The sequence below is a fragment of the Streptomyces sp. NPDC047085 genome, assembly GCF_040643735.1.
Lineage (GTDB): Bacteria > Actinomycetota > Actinomycetes > Streptomycetales > Streptomycetaceae > Streptomyces.
The window spans coordinates 315,205-335,695 of the sequence record NZ_JBEYUW010000002.1 but is presented as its reverse complement, the minus strand read 5'-3'; the positions used below and the strand labels follow the sequence as shown (position 1 = coordinate 335,695).

Below are 20,491 nucleotides of genomic sequence, written 5' to 3'. Positions count from 1 at the left end.
ACGAAAGTTTCCACCCGTGAGTGAGACAACACATGACGGCGGGGTCGCGGTGACCGCGGCGCCGTCGCCCGACGAGGGACTGACGGCGGCGCAGCTCGCCGCCAAGTACGGGCTCGCCGTGAGCGGCGCCCGGCCGTCGCTCGTCGAGTACGTCCGTCAGCTCTGGGGGCGGCGTCACTTCATCCTCGCCTTCTCCCAGGCGAAGCTGACGGCGCAGTACAGCCAGGCCAAGCTCGGCCAGCTGTGGCAGGTGGTGACGCCGCTGCTGAACGCCGGCGTGTACTACTTCATCTTCGGCGTCATCCTGCACGCGAGCCGGGGCATGTCCCAGGACGTGTACATCCCGTTCCTGGTCACGGGTGTGTTCGTGTTCACCTTCACGCAGAGCTCGATCATGTCGGGCGTCCGCGCGATCTCCGGCAACCTGGGCCTGGTGCGCGCCCTGCACTTCCCGCGCGCCTCGCTGCCCATCTCGTTCTCGCTGCAGCAGCTGCAGCAGCTGCTCTTCTCGATGATCGTGGTGTTCATCGTGACGATCGGGTTCGGCAGCTACCCGGGCGCGTCCTGGCTGCTGATCGTGCCGATCCTGGTGCTGCAGTTCCTGTTCAACACCGGGCTCGCGATGATCCTGGCCCGCATGGGCGCCAAGACGCCGGACCTCGCCCAGCTGATGCCGTTCGTCCTGCGGACCTGGATGTACGCCTCCGGCGTCATGTTCTCCATCACCGCGACGATGCAGGACCGTGCCGAGTGGATCGTCCGGCTGCTGCAGGTGAACCCCGCCGCGGTCTACATGGACCTGATGCGCTTCGCGCTGATCGACGGTTACGGTTCCTCGAACCTGCCGCCGCACGTGTGGGCCATCGCCCTGTTCTGGGCCGTGGTCGTGTTCGCCGGCGGCTTCGTGTACTTCTGGAAGGCGGAGGAGCGGTACGGCCGTGGCTGAGCAGAACACCGGCGAGCGTCGCCCGACGGTCATCGCGGACGAGCTGCACATCGTCTACCGGGTCAACGGCGCCAAGACGGGCAAGGGCAGCGCGACGGCCGCGCTCAGCCGCATCGTCAAGCGCGGCGAGCAGCGCGGGGTGCGCAAGGTGCACGCCGTGCGCGGTGTCTCCTTCGTCGCCTACCGCGGCGAGGCCATCGGCCTGATCGGCTCCAACGGCTCCGGCAAGTCCACCCTGCTGCGCGCCATCGCCGGCCTGCTGCCCGCCGAGAAGGGCAAGGTCTACACCGACGGCCAGCCCTCGCTGCTCGGCGTGAACGCGGCCCTGATGAACGACCTCACCGGCGAGCGCAACGTCATCCTCGGCGGTCTCGCGATGGGCATGTCCCGCGAGCAGATCAGGGAGCGCTACCAGGAGATCGTCGACTTCTCGGGCATCAACGAGAAGGGCGACTTCATCACCTTGCCGATGCGCACCTACTCCTCCGGCATGGCGGCCCGGCTGCGCTTCTCCATCGCCGCCGCCAAGGACCACGACGTCCTCATGATCGACGAGGCCCTGGCCACGGGCGACCGCAAGTTCCAGAAGCGCTCCGAGGAACGCATCCGGGAACTGCGCAAGGAGGCCGGCACCGTGTTCCTCGTCAGCCACAACAACAAGTCCATCCGCGACACCTGCAACCGCGTCCTGTGGCTGGAGCGCGGCGAACTGCGCATGGACGGACCCACCGAAGAGGTCCTCAAGGAGTACGAGAAGTTCACGGGCAAGTAGCCCGATTTCGGCCAGGGCCCCGCCGGAACCTTTCCGGCGGGGCCCCGCGTCTGCAAAGGAAGCGTCAACTCCGGGATTCCTTAGGAATCTTGACGCCAATCGGTGTGTTGTTGTGATGCGCAGGACACCCCGCCGGTCCTTGCTGCGTTGTACAACGTAAGCTGTACCGGTCCCGGAAAGCGGCAAGTGGGGCGATAACGCGCGACACCCTCCGCCGGGCGGCCCCCGGAGGGCCGGGCGGCGTGTCCGAAATAGAGTGTATTGGGTCAGCGGTGTAGAACGGGAGATGTGACGGCAATGGCTACGGAAACTCCCCAGCTCAGCGCAGCATGTGCCGTCCCCGCCCAGGGCAGCGCTCGGTGACGGGAACCGACACGGCGCCGGAACTGGAGAGCGCCACGCTGGACAAGGCCGCGAGCGAGAACTTCCCCGTGGCCCCCTTCTTCCTGCCCCGCGACTGGCGTGCCGACCTCATGGCCGTCTACGGCTTCGCCCGTCTCGTGGACGACATCGGCGACGGCGACCTGGCCCCCGGCGGGGCGGACGCCCGCGCTCTCGGCGTGTCGGCCACCGAGGCCGAGGACCGCCTGGTCCTCCTCGACGCCTTCGAGGCCGATCTGCGCCGCGTCTTCGACCCCGCCTCCTCCGGGCCGCGCCACCCGCTGCTGCGCCGCCTCCAGCCCACCGTCCGCCGCCGTTCGCTGACCCCCGAGCCGTTCCTCGGCCTGATCGCCGCCAACCGCCAGGACCAGCTCGTGGCGCGCTACGAGACCTACGACGACCTCCTCGCCTACTGCGAACTCTCCGCCAACCCCGTCGGCCGCCTCGTCCTCGCCGTCACCGGCACCGCGACCCCCGAGCGGATCCGGCTGTCCGACGCGATCTGCACCGCGCTGCAGATCGTCGAGCATCTCCAGGACGTCGCCGAGGACCTCGGCCGTGACCGGATCTATCTCCCCGCCGAGGACATGAAGCGCTTTCACGTCCGGGAAACGGATCTCGCCGCGAAAACCGCGAGCGCATCGGTGCGCGCTTTGGTTGCATACGAAGCGCAACGAGCCCGCGATCTCCTGAATGAAGGCGCCCCCCTGGTGGGTAGCGTCCACGGCAGGTTGAAGCTGCTGCTCGGGGGGTTCGTGGCGGGAGGAAGGGCGGCGATCCGGGCGATCGCCGCCGCCGAATACGACGTACTTCCCGGCCCGCCCCGACCCGGCAAGGTCCAGTTGCTGCGTGAGGTGGGCGTGACCCTGCGAGGAGAGGGGTGATCCGGACCGTGGAGTCCTGGCCGCACGTGTCCGCACCGGTACTCGCCGCCTACAGCTACTGCGAGGCCGTCACCGGGCAGCAGGCCCGCAACTTCGCGTACGGCATCCGGCTGCTGCCGACGCCCAAGCGCCGCGCGATGTCGGCGCTGTACGCCTTCTCCCGGCGCGTCGACGACATCGGCGACGGCGACCTGCCCGGAGACGTGAAGGTCGCGCGCCTGGAGGACACCCGGGCGCTGCTCACCCGCATCCGTGAGGGCGAGGTCGCGGACGACGACACCGACCCGGTGGCCGTCGCCCTCACCCATGCCTCCCGCGCCTTCCCGATCCCGCTCGGCGGCCTGGACGAGCTGATCGACGGCGTCCAGATGGACGTGCGCGGGGAGACCTACGAGACGTGGGATGACCTGAAGGTCTACTGCCGTTGCGTGGCCGGCGCCATCGGCCGCCTCTCGCTCGGCGTGTTCGGCACGGAACCGGTGGCCCGCGGCGCCGAGCGCGCACCCGAGTACGCCGACACGCTCGGCCTCGCGCTGCAGCTGACCAACATCCTCCGCGACGTCCGCGAGGACGCCGAGGGCGGCCGCACCTATCTGCCCGCCGACGACCTCGCCAAGTTCGGCTGCTCGGCCGGGTTCGACGGGCCGACCCCGCCCGAGGGCTCCGACTTCGCCGGCCTCGTGCACTTCGAGGTGCGCCGGGCCCGCGCCCTCTTCGCCGAGGGCTACCGGCTGCTGCCCATGCTGGACCGGCGCAGCGGCGCCTGCGTGGCCGCCATGGCCGGCATCTACCGCCGCCTGCTGGACCGCATCGAGCGCGACCCCGAGGCCGTGCTGCGCGGCCGCGTCTCCCTGCCCGGACGCGAGAAGGCGTACGTCGCCGTGCGCGGCCTGTCCGGCCTCGACACCCGGCACGTGTCCCGACGGTCCGTCAGGAGGCGCGCCTGATGGACCTCACCGAACCAGGGGACATGCGGCAGGCAACCCTCCGCTCCGGCGTGGCGTCCCAGACTGCGACGGCCGAGCGACGTCCGTCGCGGTCCGGCAGCGCCCCGAAGGGGCGCGGGGCAGTGCCGGACATGCGGCTGCCGCCGCGCGGGCACGACCAGCCACGAGGGTGCCGCGGACGATCGACGACCCGTCACGGCACTGCCCGCGGAGCGTCACGGCACTCCCCGCGGAGCGCTGACGCACGGAAGGACGCACGATGAGCGACGGCTCACGCCCCGCGGGGGCACACGCCGGCACCCCGGGACCCGCGGGCGCCGCAGGCCGCCGCGCCGTCGTGGTCGGCGGCGGCCTCGCCGGCGTCACCGCCGCGCTCGCGCTCGCCGACGCGGGCGTCCACGTCACCCTCCTCGAAGGCAGGCCCAGGCTGGGCGGCCTCGCCTTCTCCTTCCAGCGCGGCGAACTGACCGTCGACAACGGCCAGCACGTCTACCTGCGCTGCTGCACCGCCTACCGCTGGTTCCTCGACCGGATCCACGGCACGGCGCTGGCACCGCTGCAGAACCGCCTGGACGTGCCCGTCGTGGACGTCGCCAAGCCCGAGGGCAGGCGGCTCGGCAGGCTGCGGCGCGACCCGCTGCCCGTCCCTCTCCACCTGGGGCGCAGCCTGGCCGCCTATCCGCATCTCTCGCTCGCCGAGCGCGCCGCGGTCGGGCGGGCCGCGCTCGCGCTCAAGGGGCTCGACCTCGCCGATCCGGCCCTGGACACCCAGGACTTCGGCAGCTGGCTGGCCGCGCACGGCCAGTCGGCGCGTGCCGTCGAGGCCCTGTGGGACCTGGTCGGCGTCGCCACCCTCAACGCGGTCGCGGGCGACGCCTCGCTGGGGCTCGCCGCGATGGTGTTCAAGACCGGTCTGCTGTCCGACCCGGGCGCGGCCGACATCGGCTGGGCCCGCGTCCCGCTGGGCGAACTGCACGACCGGCTGGCCCGCAAGGCGCTCGACTCCGCGGGCGTCCGTACCGAGGTCCGTACACGCGTCACCTCCGTCTCTCCTAACGGAAACGGGAGTTGGAGCGTTCAGGTTCCCGGCGAGACGATCCACGCCGACACCGTTGTCCTCGCCGTACCCCAGCGCGAGACCCACGACCTGCTGCCGCCCGGCGCCCTCGACGCCCCCGAACGGCTCCTGGAGATCGGCACCGCGCCGATCCTCAACGTGCATGTCGTCTACGACCGCAAGGTCCTCGCCCGGCCCTTCTTCGCCGCCCTCGGCACCCCCGTGCAGTGGGTCTTCGACCGCACCGACGCGTCGGGACTGCGCACGGGTCAGTACCTGGCGCTGTCCCAGTCGGCCGCGCACGAGGACATCGACGCGCCGGTCGCCACCCTGCGCGAGCGCTACCTGCCCGAACTGGAGCGGCTCATCCCCGGCACCCGCGGCGCGGGCGTGCGGGACTTCTTCGTGACCCGGGAGCGCACGGCCACGTTCGCCCCCACCCCCGGCGTCGGGCGTCTGCGGCCCGGTGCCCGCACCAAGGCCCCCGGCCTGTACCTGGCCGGAGCGTGGACCGCCACAGGGTGGCCCGCGACCATGGAGAGTGCGGTCCGCAGTGGAGTGAGCGCGGCCGACGCCGCGCTGAGCGCCCTGGGCCGGCCCCGCCCCAGCCACCTCTTCGCGTTCGAGGAGGCAGCCTGATGCTCGATCAGAAGCCCGCGGCAGGCCCCCGCACCCCCGGTACCGCAACAAGAGGAGAGACTGTGCCCACTGTGCCCCCGGCCTCGAAAGCCGCCGACGCGGTGGACGTGACCGCGCTGCTGGAGCGCGGCCGGACGCTGGCCACCCCGGTCCTGCGCGCGGCCGTGGACCGCCTGGCGCCTCCCATGGACACCGTCGCCGCCTACCACTTCGGCTGGATCGACGCCGCCGGCAACCCCGCCGACGGCGACGGCGGCAAGGCCGTGCGTCCCGCGCTCGCCGTCCTCTCCGCCGAGGTCACCGGCGCCGCGCCCGAGGTGGGCATCCCCGGTGCCGTCGCCGTCGAACTCGTCCACAACTTCTCCCTGCTGCACGACGACCTGATGGACGGCGACGAGCAGCGCCGGCACCGCGACACCGTCTGGAAGGTGCACGGCCCCGCCCAGGCCATCCTGGTCGGCGACGCCCTGTTCGCCCTGGCCAACGAGATCCTGCTGGAGCTCGGCACGGTCGAGGCCGGCCGCGCCACCCGCCGGCTGACCACCGCCACCCGCGCCCTGATCGACGGTCAGGCGCAGGACATCTCCTACGAGCACCGCGACCGCGTCAGCGTCGAGGAGTGCCTGGAGATGGAGGGCAACAAGACCGGCGCCCTGCTGGCCTGCGCCTGCTCCATCGGCGCGGTGCTCGGCGGCGCCGACGACGCCACCGCCGACGCGCTGGAACGGTACGGCTACCACCTCGGCCTCGCCTTCCAGGCCGTCGACGACCTCCTCGGCATCTGGGGCGACCCGGACGCCACCGGCAAGCAGACCTGGAGCGACCTGCGCCAGCGCAAGAAGTCCCTGCCGGTGGTGGCCGCGCTCGCGGCCGGCGGCCCCGCCTCCGAGCGGCTCGGCGAGATCCTCGCCGCCGACGCCAAGAGCAGCGACTTCGCGAACTTCTCCGAGGAGGAGTTCGCGGCCCGCGCCGCCCTCATCGAGGAGGCGGGCGGCCGAGAGTGGACGGCCGAGGAAGCGCGCCGTCAGCACACCATCGCCATCGAAGCCCTCGACGCCGTGGACATGCCCGACCGGGTTCGGGCCGCCTTCACGGCGCTCGCCGACTTCGTCGTCGTACGAAAGAGATGAGCACTATCGGTCGAATAGCCCTCGCGTAGTCGCCGGCCGGTGTCGAGGGAGACAGCACACCGGCCGACGGCGGACCCACAGCAGCACGACTCGCACGACTGCACGAAGGGGAAGCCATGACAGCGACGACCGACGGAAGCACCGGGGCGACCATCCCGCCCCGCGCTGCCGCGGCCAGCGACACCGACATCACCACCCCCGCGGCGGCCGGGGTACAAGAAGCCGCCGCCCGCGCCGCGCGGCGCGCCACCGACTTCCTGCTCGCCCGGCAGGACGCACAGGGCTGGTGGAAGGGCGACCTCGAGACGAACGTCACCATGGACGCCGAGGACCTGCTGCTCCGTCAGTTCCTGGGCATCCGCGACGAGAAGACCACCCAGGCCGCCGCCACGTTCATCCGCGGCGAGCAGCGCGAGGACGGAGCCTGGGCCACCTTCTACGGCGGCCCCGGAGAACTCTCCACCACCGTCGAGGCCTACGTCGCCCTCCGCCTGGCCGGCGACGCGCCCGACGCCCCGCACATGGCCAGGGCCTCCGCCTGGGTGCGCGAGCGCGGCGGGATCGCCGCCTCCCGCGTCTTCACCCGCATCTGGCTCGCCCTGTTCGGCTGGTGGAAGTGGGAGGACCTGCCCGAACTGCCGCCGGAGCTCATCTACTTCCCCCAGTGGATGCCGCTCAACATCTACGACTTCGGCTGCTGGGCCCGCCAGACGATCGTGCCGCTGACCATCGTCTCCGCCAAGCGCCCGGTGCGCCCCGCGCCCTTCCCGCTGGACGAACTGCACACCGACCCGGCCGACCCCAACCCGGCCAGGCCCCTTGCCCCCGCGGCCAGCTGGGACGGCGCCTTCCAACGCCTGGACAAGGCGCTGCACCAGCTGCGCAAGGTCGTCCCGCGCCGGCTGCGCAAAGCCGCGATGAACACCGCCGCCCGCTGGATCATCGAGCGGCAGGAGAACGACGGCTGCTGGGGCGGCATCCAGCCACCGGCCGTCTACTCGATCATCGCCCTGCACCTGCTCGGCTACGACCTCGAACACCCCGTGATGCGCGAGGGCCTCGCGTCGCTGGACCGTTTCGCCGTGTGGCGCGAGGACGGCGCCCGGATGATCGAGGCCTGCCAGTCCCCGGTGTGGGACACCTGCCTCGCCACCATCGCGCTCGTCGACGCCGGACTGCCCGTCGACCACCCGCAACTGGTCAAGGCGGCCGACTGGATGCTCGGCGAGGAGATCGTCCGGCCCGGCGACTGGTCCGTGAAGCGGCCCCAACTGCCGCCCGGCGGCTGGGCGTTCGAGTTCCACAACGACAACTACCCGGACATCGACGACACCGCCGAGGTGGCCCTCGCGCTGCGCCGGGTCCGGCACCACGACCCGGACCAGGTGGACGGGGCGATCGGCCGCGCGGTGCGCTGGAACCTCGGGATGCAGTCGAGGAACGGCGCGTGGGGCGCGTTCGACGTCGACAACACCAGCCCGTTCCCGAACCGGCTGCCGTTCTGCGACTTCGGCGAGGTCATCGACCCGCCGTCCGCGGACGTCACCGCGCACGTCGTGGAGATGCTCGCCGCCGAGGGCCTCGCCCACGACCCGCGCACCCGGCGCGGCATTCAGTGGCTGCTGGCCGAACAGGAGGCGGACGGCTCGTGGTTCGGGCGCTGGGGCGTCAACTACCTCTACGGCACCGGCTCGGTGGTGCCCGCCCTGACCGCGGCCGGCCTGCCCGGCTCCCACCCGGCGATCCGCCGGGCGGTGACCTGGCTGGAGAGCGTCCAGAACGACGACGGCGGCTGGGGCGAGGACCTGCGCTCCTACAAGTACGTCAAGGAGTGGAGCGGCCGCGGCGCCTCCACCGCCTCGCAGACCGCGTGGGCGCTGATGGCCCTGCTCGCGGCGGGGGAGCAGGACTCCAAGGCCGTCGAGCGCGGCGTCCAATGGCTGGCCGAGACCCAGCGGGAGGACGGCTCCTGGGACGAGCCGTACTTCACCGGCACCGGCTTCCCCTGGGACTTCTCCATCAACTACCACCTCTACCGGCAGGTGTTCCCGCTCACCGCGCTCGGCCGGTACCTGCACGGGGACCCCTTCGAGCGCGGCCTCCTCGCCAGGAAACCGCTGTCCGAGGCGAAGGGGAGCTGAATTGAGCACCCAGCCCGCACCGGCCCCGCTGCTGATCGCCTGCGCGCTCGGCATCGAGCACCTGGCCCTGCGCACGGGTGACAGGAGCGGGGCCGACGGGCCGGTGACCTTCGTCCGTACGGGCATGGGCCCCCGTGCGGCAGAACGCTCCCTCACCCGGCTGCTGGCCGGCCCGGCACTGGCCGACGCGGCCGTGCTGGCCACCGGCTTCTGCGCCGGACTCGCCCCCGGGATGCACCCCGGCGACCTGGTGGTCGCCGAGGAGACCCGGGACCCGCGCGGGACCGTCCCGTGCGTGGGAACCGACCTGCTGGTGAAGGAACTCGTGCGCGCCGTTCCCGGGCGCACGGTCCACACCGGCCCGCTCACCGGCTCCGACCACGTCGTTCGTGGCCCGGAGCGCTCCGACCTGCTGGCGACCGGCGCGATCGCGGTCGACATGGAGTCGGCCGCCACGCTCCTGAGCGCCGTCCGCACCGTCCGCGCCGGCGAGCGCCCGGTTGCGGCCGTACGGGTGGTCGTGGACGCTCCGGAACACGAGCTCGTCCGGATCGGCACGGTGCGCGGTGGAATATCAGCTTTCCGCGTTCTTCGTTCTGTCCTACCCGCATTTTTCGAATGGCACCGTTCTTTGCTGCTCCCCCGGAGGTGAGCCAGATGGCCATGCCGTTGCGTCAGTCCATCAAGGTCGCTACATACCTGGCCGAACAGAAGCTCCGCAGGCGGGACAAGTTTCCGCTCATCGTCGAGCTGGAGCCGCTGTTCGCCTGCAACCTCAAGTGCGAGGGCTGCGGCAAGATCCAGCACCCGGCCGGTGTGCTCAAGCAGCGCATGCCCGTCGCCCAGGCCGTGGGCGCGGTGCTGGAGTCCGGCGCGCCGATGGTGTCCATCGCCGGCGGCGAGCCGCTGATGCACCCTCAGATCGACGAGATCGTACGGCAGTTGGTGGCGAAGCGGAAATACGTCTTCCTGTGCACCAACGCCCTGTTGCTGCGCAAGAAGATGGACAAGTTCACGCCCTCGCCGTACTTCGCGTTCGCGGTGCACATCGACGGGCTGCGCGAGCGGCACGACGAGTCCGTGGCGAAGGAGGGCGTGTTCGACGAGGCGGTGGAGGCCATCAAGGAGGCCAAGCGGCGCGGCTTCCGGGTGACCACCAACTCCACCTTCTTCAACACCGACACCCCGCAGACCATCGTCGAGGTGCTCAACTTCCTCAACGACGACCTGCAGGTGGACGAGATGATGATCTCGCCCGCCTACGCCTACGAGAAGGCGCCCGACCAGGAGCACTTCCTCGGCGTGGAGCAGACCCGCGAGCTGTTCAAGAAGGCCTTCGCCGGCGGCAACCGGCGCCGCTGGCGGCTCAACCACTCCCCGCTCTTCCTGGACTTCCTGGAGGGCAAGGTCGACTTCCCGTGCACCGCGTGGGCCATCCCGAACTACTCGCTCTTCGGCTGGCAGCGCCCCTGCTACCTGATGAGCGACGGGTACGTGCCGACGTACCGCGAACTCATCGAGAAGACCGACTGGGACAAGTACGGCCGCGGCAAGGACCCGCGCTGCGCCAACTGCATGGCGCACTGCGGCTACGAGCCCACCGCCGTCCTCGCCACGATGGGCTCCCTCAAGGAGTCGCTGCGGGCGATGCGCGAGACCGTCACCGGAAACCGGGAGTGACGCCATGACCGCCGTCCCCTTGGGCGTTCCCGAGGTACCGGCCCGGCCGGTCGCACCGCGGCGCGTGTCGCGGCAGATCCACGTCGGGCCGGTGGCGGTCGGGGGCGGAGCCCCGGTGTCGGTGCAGTCGATGACGACGACGCGTACGTCGGACATCGGCTCCACCCTGCAGCAGATCGCGGAACTCACCGCGTCCGGCTGCCAGATCGTCCGCGTCGCCTGCCCCACGCAGGACGACGCGGACGCCCTCGCCACCATCGCCCGCAAGTCTCAGATCCCGGTGATCGCGGACATCCACTTCCAGCCGAAGTACGTCTTCGCGGCCATCGAGGCGGGATGCGCGGCGGTCCGGGTGAACCCGGGCAACATCAAGAAGTTCGACGACCAGGTGAAGGAGATCGCGCGGGCCGCGAAGGACCACGGCACGCCGGTCCGCATCGGCGTCAACGCGGGCTCCCTGGACCGCCGTCTGCTGCAGAAATACGGCAAGGCGACCCCTGAAGCCCTGGTGGAGAGCGCGCTGTGGGAGGCGTCCCTCTTCGAGGAGCACGACTTCCGCGACATCAAGATCTCCGTCAAGCACAACGACCCCGTCGTGATGATCGAGGCGTACCGGCAGCTGGCCGAACAGTGCGACTACCCGCTCCACCTGGGCGTCACGGAGGCCGGACCGGCCTTCCAGGGCACGATCAAGTCGGCGGTGGCCTTCGGGGCGCTGCTGTCGCGGGGCATCGGCGACACCGTCCGCGTCTCGCTGAGCGCGCCGCCCGCCGAGGAGGTCAAGGTCGGCATCCAGATCCTGGAGTCCCTGGGCCTTCGGCAGCGGCGGCTGGAGATCGTCTCCTGCCCGTCCTGCGGCCGCGCCCAGGTCGACGTGTACAAGCTGGCCGACGAGGTCACGGCGGGCCTGGACGGCCTGGAAGTGCCGCTCCGGGTCGCGGTGATGGGCTGCGTGGTCAACGGTCCGGGGGAGGCACGGGAAGCCGACCTCGGGGTCGCCTCGGGCAACGGCAAGGGCCAGATCTTCGTCAAGGGCCAGGTCGTCAAGACCGTCCCCGAGTCGAAGATCGTGGAGACCCTCATCGAGGAGGCCATGAGGCTCGCCGAGCAGTCGAAGTGAGCGGTCGAAGTGAGTTGAGGAAAGGCACGGCACGGAAGAAGAGGGGGCCCAGCGTGACGATTCTGGAGAGTATCCGGGGACCACGTGACCTGAGGGCGCTGTCCGAGGCGGACCTCGGTGAACTGTCCGAGGAGATCCGTGAGTTCCTGGTGCACGCGGTGGCGCGGACCGGCGGTCATCTCGGGCCCAACCTGGGGGTGGTGGAACTCTCCATCGCGCTCCACCGGGTCTTCGAGTCCCCGGTCGACCGGATCCTGTGGGACACCGGTCACCAGAGCTATGTCCACAAGCTGCTGACCGGACGTCAGGACTTCTCCAAGCTGCGCGGCAAGGGCGGCCTGTCCGGCTACCCCTCGCGCGAGGAGTCCGAGCACGACGTCATCGAGAACAGCCACGCCTCCACCGCGCTCGGCTGGGCCGACGGCCTCGCCAAGGCCAACCAGGTGCAGGGGGAGAAGGGCCATGTGGTCGCGGTCATCGGCGACGGCGCGCTGACCGGCGGCATGGCCTGGGAGGCGCTGAACAACATCGCCGCCGCCAAGGACCGGCCGCTGATCATCGTCGTCAACGACAACGAGCGGTCCTACGCCCCGACGATCGGCGGCCTCGCCAACCACCTGGCCACCCTGCGCACCACCGACAGCTACGAGAAGGTCCTCGCCTGGGGCAAGGACGTACTGCTGCGCACCCCGGTCGTCGGCCACACCATCTACGAGTCCCTGCACGGCGCGAAGAAGGGCTTCAAGGACGCCTTCGCCCCGCAGGGCATGTTCGAGGACCTGGGCCTGAAGTACGTCGGCCCGATCGACGGCCACGACATCAAGGCCGTCGAGTCCGCGCTGCGCCGCGCCAAGCGGTTCCACGGCCCGGTCCTGGTCCACTGCCTCACGGAGAAGGGCCGCGGCTACGAGCCCGCCCTCGCCCACGAGGAGGACCACTTCCACACCGTCGGCGTGATGGACCCGCTGACCTGCGCCCCGCTCGTGCCGTCCAACGGCCCTTCCTGGACCTCGGTGTTCGGCGACGAGATCGTCCGGATCGGCGAGGAGCGCGAGGACGTCGTCGCCATCACGGCGGCCATGCTGCACCCGGTGGGCCTCGGCAGGTTCGCCGAGCGCTTCCCCGACCGCGTGTGGGACGTCGGCATCGCCGAGCAGCACGCGGCCGTCTCCGCCGCCGGTCTCGCCACCGGCGGGCTGCATCCGGTCGTCGCCGTCTACGCCACCTTCCTCAACCGCGCCTTCGACCAGCTGCTGATGGACGTGGCCCTGCACCGCTGCGGGGTCACCTTCGTGCTGGACCGGGCCGGCGTCACGGGCGTGGACGGGGCCTCCCACAACGGCATGTGGGACATGTCCGTCCTCCAGGTCGTCCCCGGCCTCAGGATCGCCGCCCCGCGCGACGCCGACCAGCTGCGCGCCCAGCTGCGCGAGGCCGTGGCCGTGGACGACGCCCCCACCCTGGTCCGCTTCCCGAAGGAGTCGGTGGGCCCGCAGATCCCGGCCGTCGGCCATGTCGGCGGCATGGACGTCCTGCACCGCGCCGAGCGCCCCGAGGTGCTGCTGGTGGCCGTCGGCGTGATGGCGCCGGTGTGTCTCCAGGCCGCCGACCTGCTGGAGGCGCGCGGCATCGGCTGCACGGTGGTGGACCCCCGCTGGGTCAAGCCCGTCGACCCCGCCCTGCCGGGGCTGGCCGCCGAGCACCGGCTGGTGGCCGTGGTGGAGGACAACAGCCGTGCGGCCGGGGTCGGTTCGGCCGTCGCGCTGGCGCTCGGCGACGCCGACGTGGACGTGCCGGTGCGGCGGTTCGGCATCCCGGAGCAGTTCCTCGCGCACGCCAAACGCAGCGAGGTGCTGGCGGACATCGGCCTCACGCCCGTCGAGATCGCCGGGCGGATCAGCGCGAGCCTCGCCGTCAAGGACGCCGGCGGGCCGGGCGCGGAGAAACAGGAGAAAGCTGAATGAGCACGGAGTTCGACCTCGGCGCCCTCCTCGCCGAGCGCGGAGCCGAACGCTACGAGCTGCACACGAGGTACCTCAACCCGCAGCTCCCGCGGATGCTGCACACCATCGGCTTCGACAAGGTCTACGAGCGGGCCGAGGGCGCCCACTTCTTCGACGCGGACGGCAACGACTACCTGGACATGCTCGCCGGGTTCGGGGTGATGGGCCTGGGCCGCCATCACCCGGTCGTCCGCAAGGCACTGCACGACGTCCTCGACCTGAACCTCGCCGACCTGACCCGCTTCGACTGCCAGCCGCTGCCCGGCCTGCTCGGCGAGCGGCTGCTCGGCCACAGCCCGCACCTGGACCGGGTGTTCTTCGGCAACAGCGGCACCGAGGCAGTCGAGACCGCCCTGAAGTTCGCCCGCTACGCCACCGGCAGGCCGCGGATCCTCTACTGCGACCACGCCTTCCACGGCCTGACCACCGGCTCCCTGTCGGTCAACGGCGAGGACGGCTTCCGCGACGGGTTCGCCCCGCTCCTGCCCGACACCGCCGTCCCCCTCGGTGATCTCGACGCCCTCGCCCGGGAGCTGAAGAAGGGCGATGTCGCCGCGCTGATCGTCGAGCCGATCCAGGGCAAGGGCGTGCACGAGGCCCCGCCCGGCTATCTGCGCGCCGCGCAGGACCTGCTGCACAAGCACAAGGCGCTGCTCATCGCCGACGAGGTGCAGACCGGGCTCGGCCGCACCGGCGACTTCTACGCCTACCAGCACGAGGACGGCGTCGAACCCGACCTGGTGTGCGTCGCCAAGGCGCTGTCCGGGGGCTATGTCCCGGTCGGGGCCACCCTCGGCAAGGACTGGATCTTCAAGAAGGTCTACTCGTCCATGGACCGCGTGCTGGTCCACTCGGCGAGCTTCGGGTCCAACGCGCAGGCGATGGCCGCCGGCCTCGCCGTGCTGTCCGTCATGGAGGACGAGCAGACCGTCGCCCGGGCGCGGGCCACCGGCGAGCTGCTGAAGTCCCGGCTCAGCGCCCTGATCGGCAAGTACGAGCTGCTCGCCGACGTCCGCGGCCGGGGCCTGATGATCGGCATCGAGTTCGGCAGGCCCTCCTCGCTGAAGCTGCGCGGCCGCTGGACCATGCTCCAGACCGCCCGCAAGGGCCTGTTCGCGCAGATGGTGGTCGTGCCGCTGCTGCAGCGGCACCGGATCCTCACCCAGGTCTCCGGCGACCACATGGAGGTGATCAAGCTGATCCCGCCGCTGGTCATCGACGAGGCCGACGTGGACCGCTTCGTCGACGCCTTCACCGCCGTCATGGACGACGCGCACAGCGGCGGCGGCCTGATGTGGGACTTCGGCAAGACCCTGATCAAGCAGGCGGTGGCCAACCGCTGACACACGAGCCGGACGTTCTTTGCCTCTGAGGCAAGTAATTTGCCCCAGCGGCAAGAGTCCGGCTGAATAGAGGCATGAACGCCTCAGAAGCGCCGCCACCGGCGGGCCAGGGCGACGGCCTGTCCGCCATGGCGCCACAGTTGCGCGCCCTGCGCCGGCGCGCCGGTCTCACACTGGAGGCCGCGGCCCGGTCCGCCGGGCTCTCACCGGCCCATCTGTCCCGGCTGGAGACCGGACAGCGCCAGCCCTCGCTGCCGATGCTGCTCGCGCTCGCCCGTATCTACGGTACGACCGTCTCGGAGCTGCTCGGCGAGACGGTCGCCGACCGGGACGCCGTGGTGCGCGCCGCCGACATGGAGCCGACCCGCGCGGGCGGCTGGACCTACGTCCAGGCCGGAGCCCCCGGGCGCGCCATGCAGGCGCTGCGCGTCCAGGTGCCGTACGGCACCCAGAGCGACATCGTGCGCGTCCATCCCGGCGAGGAGTGGCTCTACGTCCTCAAGGGCCGCCTCGGACTGCGCCTCGGCGACACCGCGCACGTGCTCGCGCCCGGTGACAGCGCGCACTTCGACTCGCTCACCCCGCACCGCCTCGCCGCCGAGGACCCGGGCGGCGTGGAGGTGCTGTTCGTCCACACCCTGCTGCAGAGCCCCACGGCCACGCTGTGCCTGGGCCCCCTGACTGGAGAGCTGCCATGAGCAATTTCGAGGAGCGGTTCCCCCGCGCGCTGTGGATCCGGCTGATCATCTACATCGCCGTCGGCCACCTCTTCGCCGCGTTCCTCTACCTGCTGTTCGCGCTGGGCGGCAAGGGGTGACCACCAGGCGCTGAGCGGGCTCAGTCGACCAGGCGGTCCCGCAGCCGCTCGCGGGCCTCGGGGGTGAGGCTCAGGCCCTGCTCCAGGTAGGCGTCGACCCCGCCCCACGTCTCCTCGATGCTCTCGAAGGCCGCCGTCAGATACTCGGCGCGCGCGTCGAAGAGCGGGCTGAGCAGCTCCATCACCTCGGGCGTGTACGCGGTGCTCTGGTCGCCGTTGCGCCGGACCTTGTAGCGCCGGTGCTTGGCGTTGGACTCCAGGTAGTCGGCGACGATCGCCTCGCGCTCCACGCCCACGGCGAGGAGCGTGACGGCTATGGAGATGCCCGCGCGGTCCTTGCCCGCCGCGCAGTGCATCAGCGCGGGCACATGGGCGTCGGCGAGCGCGTTCAGCACCCGGGAGTGCTCGGCGGTGCGCTCCTTGACGATCGTGCGGTACGAGGTGATCATCCGGTCCGCCGCCTTGCCGTCGGCCAGGATGCCGCGCAGCTGATCCAGGTCGCCGTCGCGGACCATCTTCCAGAACTCGGCGCCGTCCGCCGGGTCGCTCAGCGGCAGGTTCACGTTCCGCACGCCGGGCAGCTCGACGTCCGGGCCCTCCAGCTTCTGGTCGGCCGCGTTGCGGAAGTCGAAGATCGTGTGCAGGCCCAGGGAGGCGAGGAAGGCCGCGTCCTGCTCGGTCGCGTGCGCGAGATGGCCGCTGCGGAACAGCACTCCGTGGCGCACCCGCCGCCCGTCCATGGTGGGCAGGCCGCCCACGTCACGGAAATTGCGCACACCGGCCAGCTCGGGCTCGGTCGACGGGACCTGCTGCGTCACGGGGGCTCCTCCCGGTCGGCCCCGCCGGCGCGGCTCGTCGACGGGCACTCAGTCGACCATACGACATCGATTTCCTCGGGCAATGAGTTGTCCACAGGCGTTGCCACCCGGGCCACCGGGCTCGATGATGTTCGTACTTGCGCGAATCTGTTGACACCTGTGAGGTCTCGATGATCGACATCGCCGAAGACGGTCGTACCTGGCTCCTGTCGGGGCCCGGCAGCAGTTACGCCCTGCACCTCACCGAGGCGGACGAACTGCTGCACCTCCACTGGGGGCCGCGGATCGCGCTCGCCGACGCCGAGGCCCTGGCGGGCAGCCCGCTGCCCGCCTACTGGCCCTTCGAGTCCCCGCTCGACGGCCGCGAGGAGTACCCCGTCGAGGGCGGCCCCCGCTTCGTCCGCCCGGCCCTGTCCGTGCGCACCGAGGAGCGGCGCGGCATCGAGTGGCGCTTCGTGTCCCACCGGGCCGAGGGCGAGGAGCTGCGGCTGCGCTTCGACGACGACGGGATCGGCGTCACCCTGCACTACCGGATGCGCGGGGACGTCGTGGAGCGCTGGGTGACCGTCGAGAACGGCGGCCACGCGCGCGTGGAGCTGCTGCGCGCCGACGCGGCCACCTGGACGCTGCCTGACCGTGAGGGCTGGCGGCTGTCGCAGCTGCACGGCCGCTGGGCCGCCGAGTCCCTGCTCACCACCGCACCTCTCACCTACGGCGAGAAGGTCATCGGCAGCCGCCGCGGCCACACCGGCCACCAGCACCTGCCCTGGGTCGCGCTGGACACCGCCTCCACCGAGGAGCACGGCGAGGTCTACGGCTGCGCGCTCGGCTGGTCCGGCTCCTGGCGCATCGCCGTCGCCCAACTCCCCGACGCGCGCGTGCAGATCACCGGCGGCGCGGGCTACGACGACTCGGGCCTGCTGCTCCTCCAGCCGGGGGAGTCGTACACCACCCCCGTCTTCGCGGGCCTGTGGAGCGACGGAGGCTTCGGCGGGGCCAGCCGCGCCTGGCACGCCTACCAGCGGGCGTACGTCATCCCGGACGCGGAGCGGGACCGGCCGGTGCTGTTCAACTCCTGGGAGGCCACGAACTTCGACATCTCCGAGGAGCAGCAGGCCGCCCTCGCCCGGCGGGCCGCCGCGATCGGCGTCGAGCTGTTCGTCGTGGACGACGGCTGGTTCGGCGCCCGCACCAGCGACCGGGCGGGGCTCGGCGACTGGACGCCCAACCCCGACCGCTTCCCGCACGGACTCAAGCCCCTCGCCGACCAGGTGCACGACCTCGGCATGCGGTTCGGCATATGGGTCGAGCCCGAGATGGTCAACCCGGACAGCGACCTCTACCGCGCCCACCCGGACTGGGTGCAGTACCAACCGGGACGAAAGCGGACGGAACTGCGTAATCAGCTCGTCCTCAACCTGGCCCGCGAGGACGTCCAGGAATACCTGTGGGAGCAGCTCGACACCCTGCTGTCCAGCGCCCCGATCGACTACGTGAAGTGGGACTTCAACCGCTGCTTCACCGACGCCGGCTGGCCCGGCGAGCCGTACCCGCAGCGTCTGTGGGTCGACCATGTCCGCGCGCTGTACGCCCTGCTGGACCGGCTCCGCGCGGCGCACCCCGGGGTGGCCTTCGAGTCCTGCTCGGGCGGCGGTGGCCGGATCGACCTCGGGGTGATGAGCCGTACCGACCAGGTGTGGACCTCCGACAACACCGACCCGCTCGACCGGCTCGCCATCCAGCACGGCTTCAGCCAGATCCATCCCGCGCGGGTCATGGCCGCCTGGGTCACCGACAGCCCGAACACCCAGCTCAACGGGCGCGTCAGCTCCCTGCGGTTCCGCTTCGTCAGCTCCATGGCGGGCGTGCTCGGCGTCGGCGGCGATCTCACCGAATGGACCGAGGAGGATCTGGCCGAGGCGCGGGCCTGGGTGGAGCTGTACAAGGAGATCCGGCCCGTCGTCCAGCGCGGCGACCTCTATCGGCTGCGGCCGCCGACGGGCGGTCTGAGCGCCGTCCAGTATGTGCTCGGGGACGAGACCGTCGTCCTTGCCTGCCTCCAGGCCCAGCACTACGGCGAACCGGTACCGGCCCTGCGGCTGCGCGGGCTCGACCCGACAGCGTCGTACGAATGCCGTGAAACGGGCGAAACGTACCGCGGTGCGGTCCTGCTGCATCACGGTCTGCGCAGCGGACTCCGTGGTGACTTCGATGCGAAGGTTGTCCATCTGAGTCGCATTTGAGGGATATGCCCCAATTGATCCCTTTATTCCAACTCGCTCCGGAATGGGGACTGGTGAGGCATAGAGCGTGAGGAGCGTCATATCGGTGACGGTGCGTCGCGCGTCATGCTCGCGCAATTCCCGTACCGTCATGGGAAATCGAAGAGGCGAAGGCGACGGGAATTCACGGAGGGTGACCGTGAATTCCCGAATTCGATCAACGAAATCCGGAACACCCGGAAACAGCCGCTTGTTCTGGCGCGTCCTGCTCGCTTACGTTCCCCATCGATCCGGACGGAACGCCGAATCCTGCCGCCGCCCGGAATTCCCGCACATGTGATCCGCGTTCGGCAGGAGCGGGGTCCCGACTGCTCACCTCGCAGGCGCCGGAGAGGAATGCGCCATGCCCGCGAAGGGTAAGCACCGCCGCCCCAAGAACCGGCGTTTCACCCGCAAGATCGCTTTCGCCGGAACCGGTGGCGCGGCGCTGGCCCTGCCGCTGATCGGCGCCACCGGAGCCCACGCCGCCTCCGCGCAGACCGTTCCCGCAAAGGCCGCGCAGTCCCTTCCGGTCATCGCGAAGGCGGCCGGAAAGACGGCCGGAAAGACTGCCGCCCCGCAGGTGAATTCGGGTGTGCACACCTACACGGTGAAGTCCGGCGACTGCCTCTCGACCATCGCCGACGAGCAGAATGTCAGCGGCGGCTGGCGCCGGCTCTACGACGACAACCGCCGGGCCGTCGGCGACAACCCGTCGCTGATCCACCCGGGCCTGAAGCTGACGCTCGGCCGGCAGGCCGCGCAGACCTACGCCGAGCCCTCCGCGCCGAGGCCCACGCAGTCCACGCAGTCCGCCCGGCCCAAGCAGTTCATGCCCCCGTCCACGCAGGCCTCGCCGTCGTCGGACGCCCAGGTGAAGGCCTCCCATGCGGCCGCCTCCCAGCAGCAGGCCGCCCCGGCGCCCCGGACCGCGGCGGCCGCTCCCGCCACCGGCTTCACGCTCCCGGTCGACGGCGCCACCGTCGGCACCGGTTACCACGTGCCCGGCAGCATGTGGTCCAGCGGCTACCACACCGGCGTCGACTTCGTCGTCCCGACCGGCACGTCCCTCAAGGCCGTCGGCGCCGGCACGGTCGTCTCCGCCGGGTGGGGCGGCGCGTACGGCAACCAGGTCGTCATCAGGCTGAACGACGGCCACTACGCCCAGTACGCCCACCTCTCCCAGCTCTCCGTCTCCGCCGGGCAGAGCGTGACCGCCGGTCAGCAGATCGGCCTGTCCGGAGCGACCGGCAACGTGACCGGCCCGCACCTGCACTTCGAGATCCGCACCACTCCGGACTACGGTTCGGACATCGACCCCGTCGGCTACCTCCGCGAGCACGGCGTCCCCGTCGGCTGACCCGGTTGCCCCTCCGAAGGCCGGACCCCGATCCCCGGGTCCGGCCTTCGGCGCGTCCGCCGGAGCCGTATTCCGGGTTGGCAAACGATTTAAGGGTGTCATATCTCACCGTTCGTCAACCCCTGCCTACGGTCGCGTAGGTCACATCCGAAGGTGAATCATGGTCCGACGTGGCAGACGATTCGAAGAATG

Annotated in this window: 18 protein-coding genes; 17 read left to right on the top strand and 1 reads right to left on the bottom strand. The window is 71.0% G+C overall.

Annotated elements, in window-relative coordinates; genetic code table 11:
* Positions 1-16: 16 nt before the first annotated feature.
* The 15 genes from ABZ865_RS07240 (at position 17) to ABZ865_RS07170 (ending at position 15,860) form a co-directional block, all read left to right on the top strand.
* Positions 17-946 carry an ABC transporter permease gene (locus ABZ865_RS07240; RefSeq protein ID WP_361225220.1) on the top strand — a complete coding sequence of 310 codons (930 nt, stop codon included), beginning with the start codon at positions 17-19 and terminating at the stop codon, positions 944-946.
* Positions 939-1,718 carry an ABC transporter ATP-binding protein gene (locus ABZ865_RS07235; RefSeq protein ID WP_361225217.1) on the top strand — a complete coding sequence of 260 codons (780 nt, stop codon included), beginning with the start codon at positions 939-941 and terminating at the stop codon, positions 1,716-1,718. Before ABZ865_RS07240 ends, ABZ865_RS07235 begins: the two co-directional genes overlap by 8 nt.
* Before the next feature lie 359 nt (positions 1,719-2,077).
* The gene (hpnC, locus tag ABZ865_RS07230; RefSeq protein WP_361225214.1) at positions 2,078-2,983 is read left to right on the top strand and encodes a squalene synthase HpnC; all 906 of its coding nucleotides are present in this window, start codon (positions 2,078-2,080) and stop codon (positions 2,981-2,983) included.
* Complete coding sequence (gene hpnD, locus ABZ865_RS07225) at positions 2,980-3,930, top strand: presqualene diphosphate synthase HpnD (RefSeq protein WP_361225211.1); 951 nt, start codon at positions 2,980-2,982, stop codon at positions 3,928-3,930. Before hpnC ends, hpnD begins: the two co-directional genes overlap by 4 nt.
* Positions 3,930-4,193, top strand: a complete 264-nt coding sequence (locus ABZ865_RS07220) for a DUF6380 family protein (RefSeq protein WP_361225208.1) — start codon at positions 3,930-3,932, stop codon at positions 4,191-4,193. The genes hpnD and ABZ865_RS07220 overlap by 1 nt, the downstream gene beginning before the upstream one ends.
* Positions 4,190-5,626, top strand: coding sequence for a hydroxysqualene dehydroxylase HpnE (gene hpnE, locus ABZ865_RS07215; protein ID WP_361225205.1), 1,437 nt, complete (start codon positions 4,190-4,192; stop codon positions 5,624-5,626). Before ABZ865_RS07220 ends, hpnE begins: the two co-directional genes overlap by 4 nt.
* Entirely contained in the window at positions 5,626-6,756 is a 1,131-nt protein-coding gene (locus tag ABZ865_RS07210) for a polyprenyl synthetase family protein (RefSeq protein WP_361225202.1), read from the top strand. Before hpnE ends, ABZ865_RS07210 begins: the two co-directional genes overlap by 1 nt.
* Before the next feature lie 116 nt (positions 6,757-6,872).
* A complete protein-coding gene (shc, locus tag ABZ865_RS07205; RefSeq protein ID WP_361225199.1) occupies positions 6,873-8,897 on the top strand; it encodes a squalene--hopene cyclase in 2,025 nt (674 codons plus the stop codon).
* A 1-nt stretch (position 8,898) separates the two neighbouring features.
* Positions 8,899-9,549, top strand: a complete 651-nt coding sequence (locus ABZ865_RS07200; RefSeq protein ID WP_361225197.1) for a 1-hydroxy-2-methyl-2-butenyl 4-diphosphate reductase — start codon at positions 8,899-8,901, stop codon at positions 9,547-9,549.
* Between the two features lie 5 nt (positions 9,550-9,554).
* Positions 9,555-10,577: an adenosyl-hopene transferase HpnH gene (gene hpnH / locus ABZ865_RS07195; protein ID WP_361225194.1), complete on the top strand. Its 1,023-nt coding sequence runs from the start codon at positions 9,555-9,557 to the stop codon at positions 10,575-10,577.
* A gap of 4 nt (positions 10,578-10,581) precedes the next feature.
* Positions 10,582-11,697 (top strand): flavodoxin-dependent (E)-4-hydroxy-3-methylbut-2-enyl-diphosphate synthase, encoded by a 1,116-nt coding sequence (gene ispG, locus ABZ865_RS07190; protein ID WP_361225191.1) that lies wholly within the window; start codon positions 10,582-10,584, stop codon positions 11,695-11,697.
* Positions 11,698-11,750: 53 nt separating this feature from the next.
* Complete coding sequence (gene dxs, locus ABZ865_RS07185; RefSeq protein ID WP_361225188.1) at positions 11,751-13,661, top strand: 1-deoxy-D-xylulose-5-phosphate synthase; 1,911 nt, start codon at positions 11,751-11,753, stop codon at positions 13,659-13,661.
* Complete coding sequence (locus ABZ865_RS07180; RefSeq protein ID WP_361225185.1) at positions 13,658-15,043, top strand: aspartate aminotransferase family protein; 1,386 nt, start codon at positions 13,658-13,660, stop codon at positions 15,041-15,043. Before dxs ends, ABZ865_RS07180 begins: the two co-directional genes overlap by 4 nt.
* Before the next feature lie 74 nt (positions 15,044-15,117).
* Positions 15,118-15,741, top strand: a complete 624-nt coding sequence (locus tag ABZ865_RS07175) for an XRE family transcriptional regulator (protein ID WP_361225182.1) — start codon at positions 15,118-15,120, stop codon at positions 15,739-15,741.
* The gene (locus ABZ865_RS07170) at positions 15,738-15,860 is read left to right on the top strand and encodes a DUF6126 family protein (protein ID WP_361225179.1); all 123 of its coding nucleotides are present in this window, start codon (positions 15,738-15,740) and stop codon (positions 15,858-15,860) included. The genes ABZ865_RS07175 and ABZ865_RS07170 overlap by 4 nt, the downstream gene beginning before the upstream one ends.
* Positions 15,861-15,880: 20 nt before the next feature.
* Here the strand turns inward: ABZ865_RS07170 and ABZ865_RS07165 are convergent, their stop codons facing one another.
* The gene (locus ABZ865_RS07165; RefSeq protein WP_361225176.1) at positions 15,881-16,678 is read right to left on the bottom strand and encodes a tyrosine-protein phosphatase; all 798 of its coding nucleotides are present in this window, start codon (positions 16,676-16,678) and stop codon (positions 15,881-15,883) included.
* 170 nt (positions 16,679-16,848) lie between these two features.
* Here ABZ865_RS07165 and ABZ865_RS07160 point away from each other — a divergent pair, with 170 nt between their 5' ends.
* Together ABZ865_RS07160 and ABZ865_RS07155 are read left to right on the top strand one after the other, a co-directional pair.
* Positions 16,849-18,921, top strand: a complete 2,073-nt coding sequence (locus ABZ865_RS07160) for an alpha-galactosidase (RefSeq protein WP_361227206.1) — start codon at positions 16,849-16,851, stop codon at positions 18,919-18,921.
* Positions 18,922-19,303: 382 nt separating this feature from the next.
* Positions 19,304-20,299 carry a peptidoglycan DD-metalloendopeptidase family protein gene (locus ABZ865_RS07155; protein WP_361225173.1) on the top strand — a complete coding sequence of 332 codons (996 nt, stop codon included), beginning with the start codon at positions 19,304-19,306 and terminating at the stop codon, positions 20,297-20,299.
* Positions 20,300-20,491: the final 192 nt, after the last annotated feature.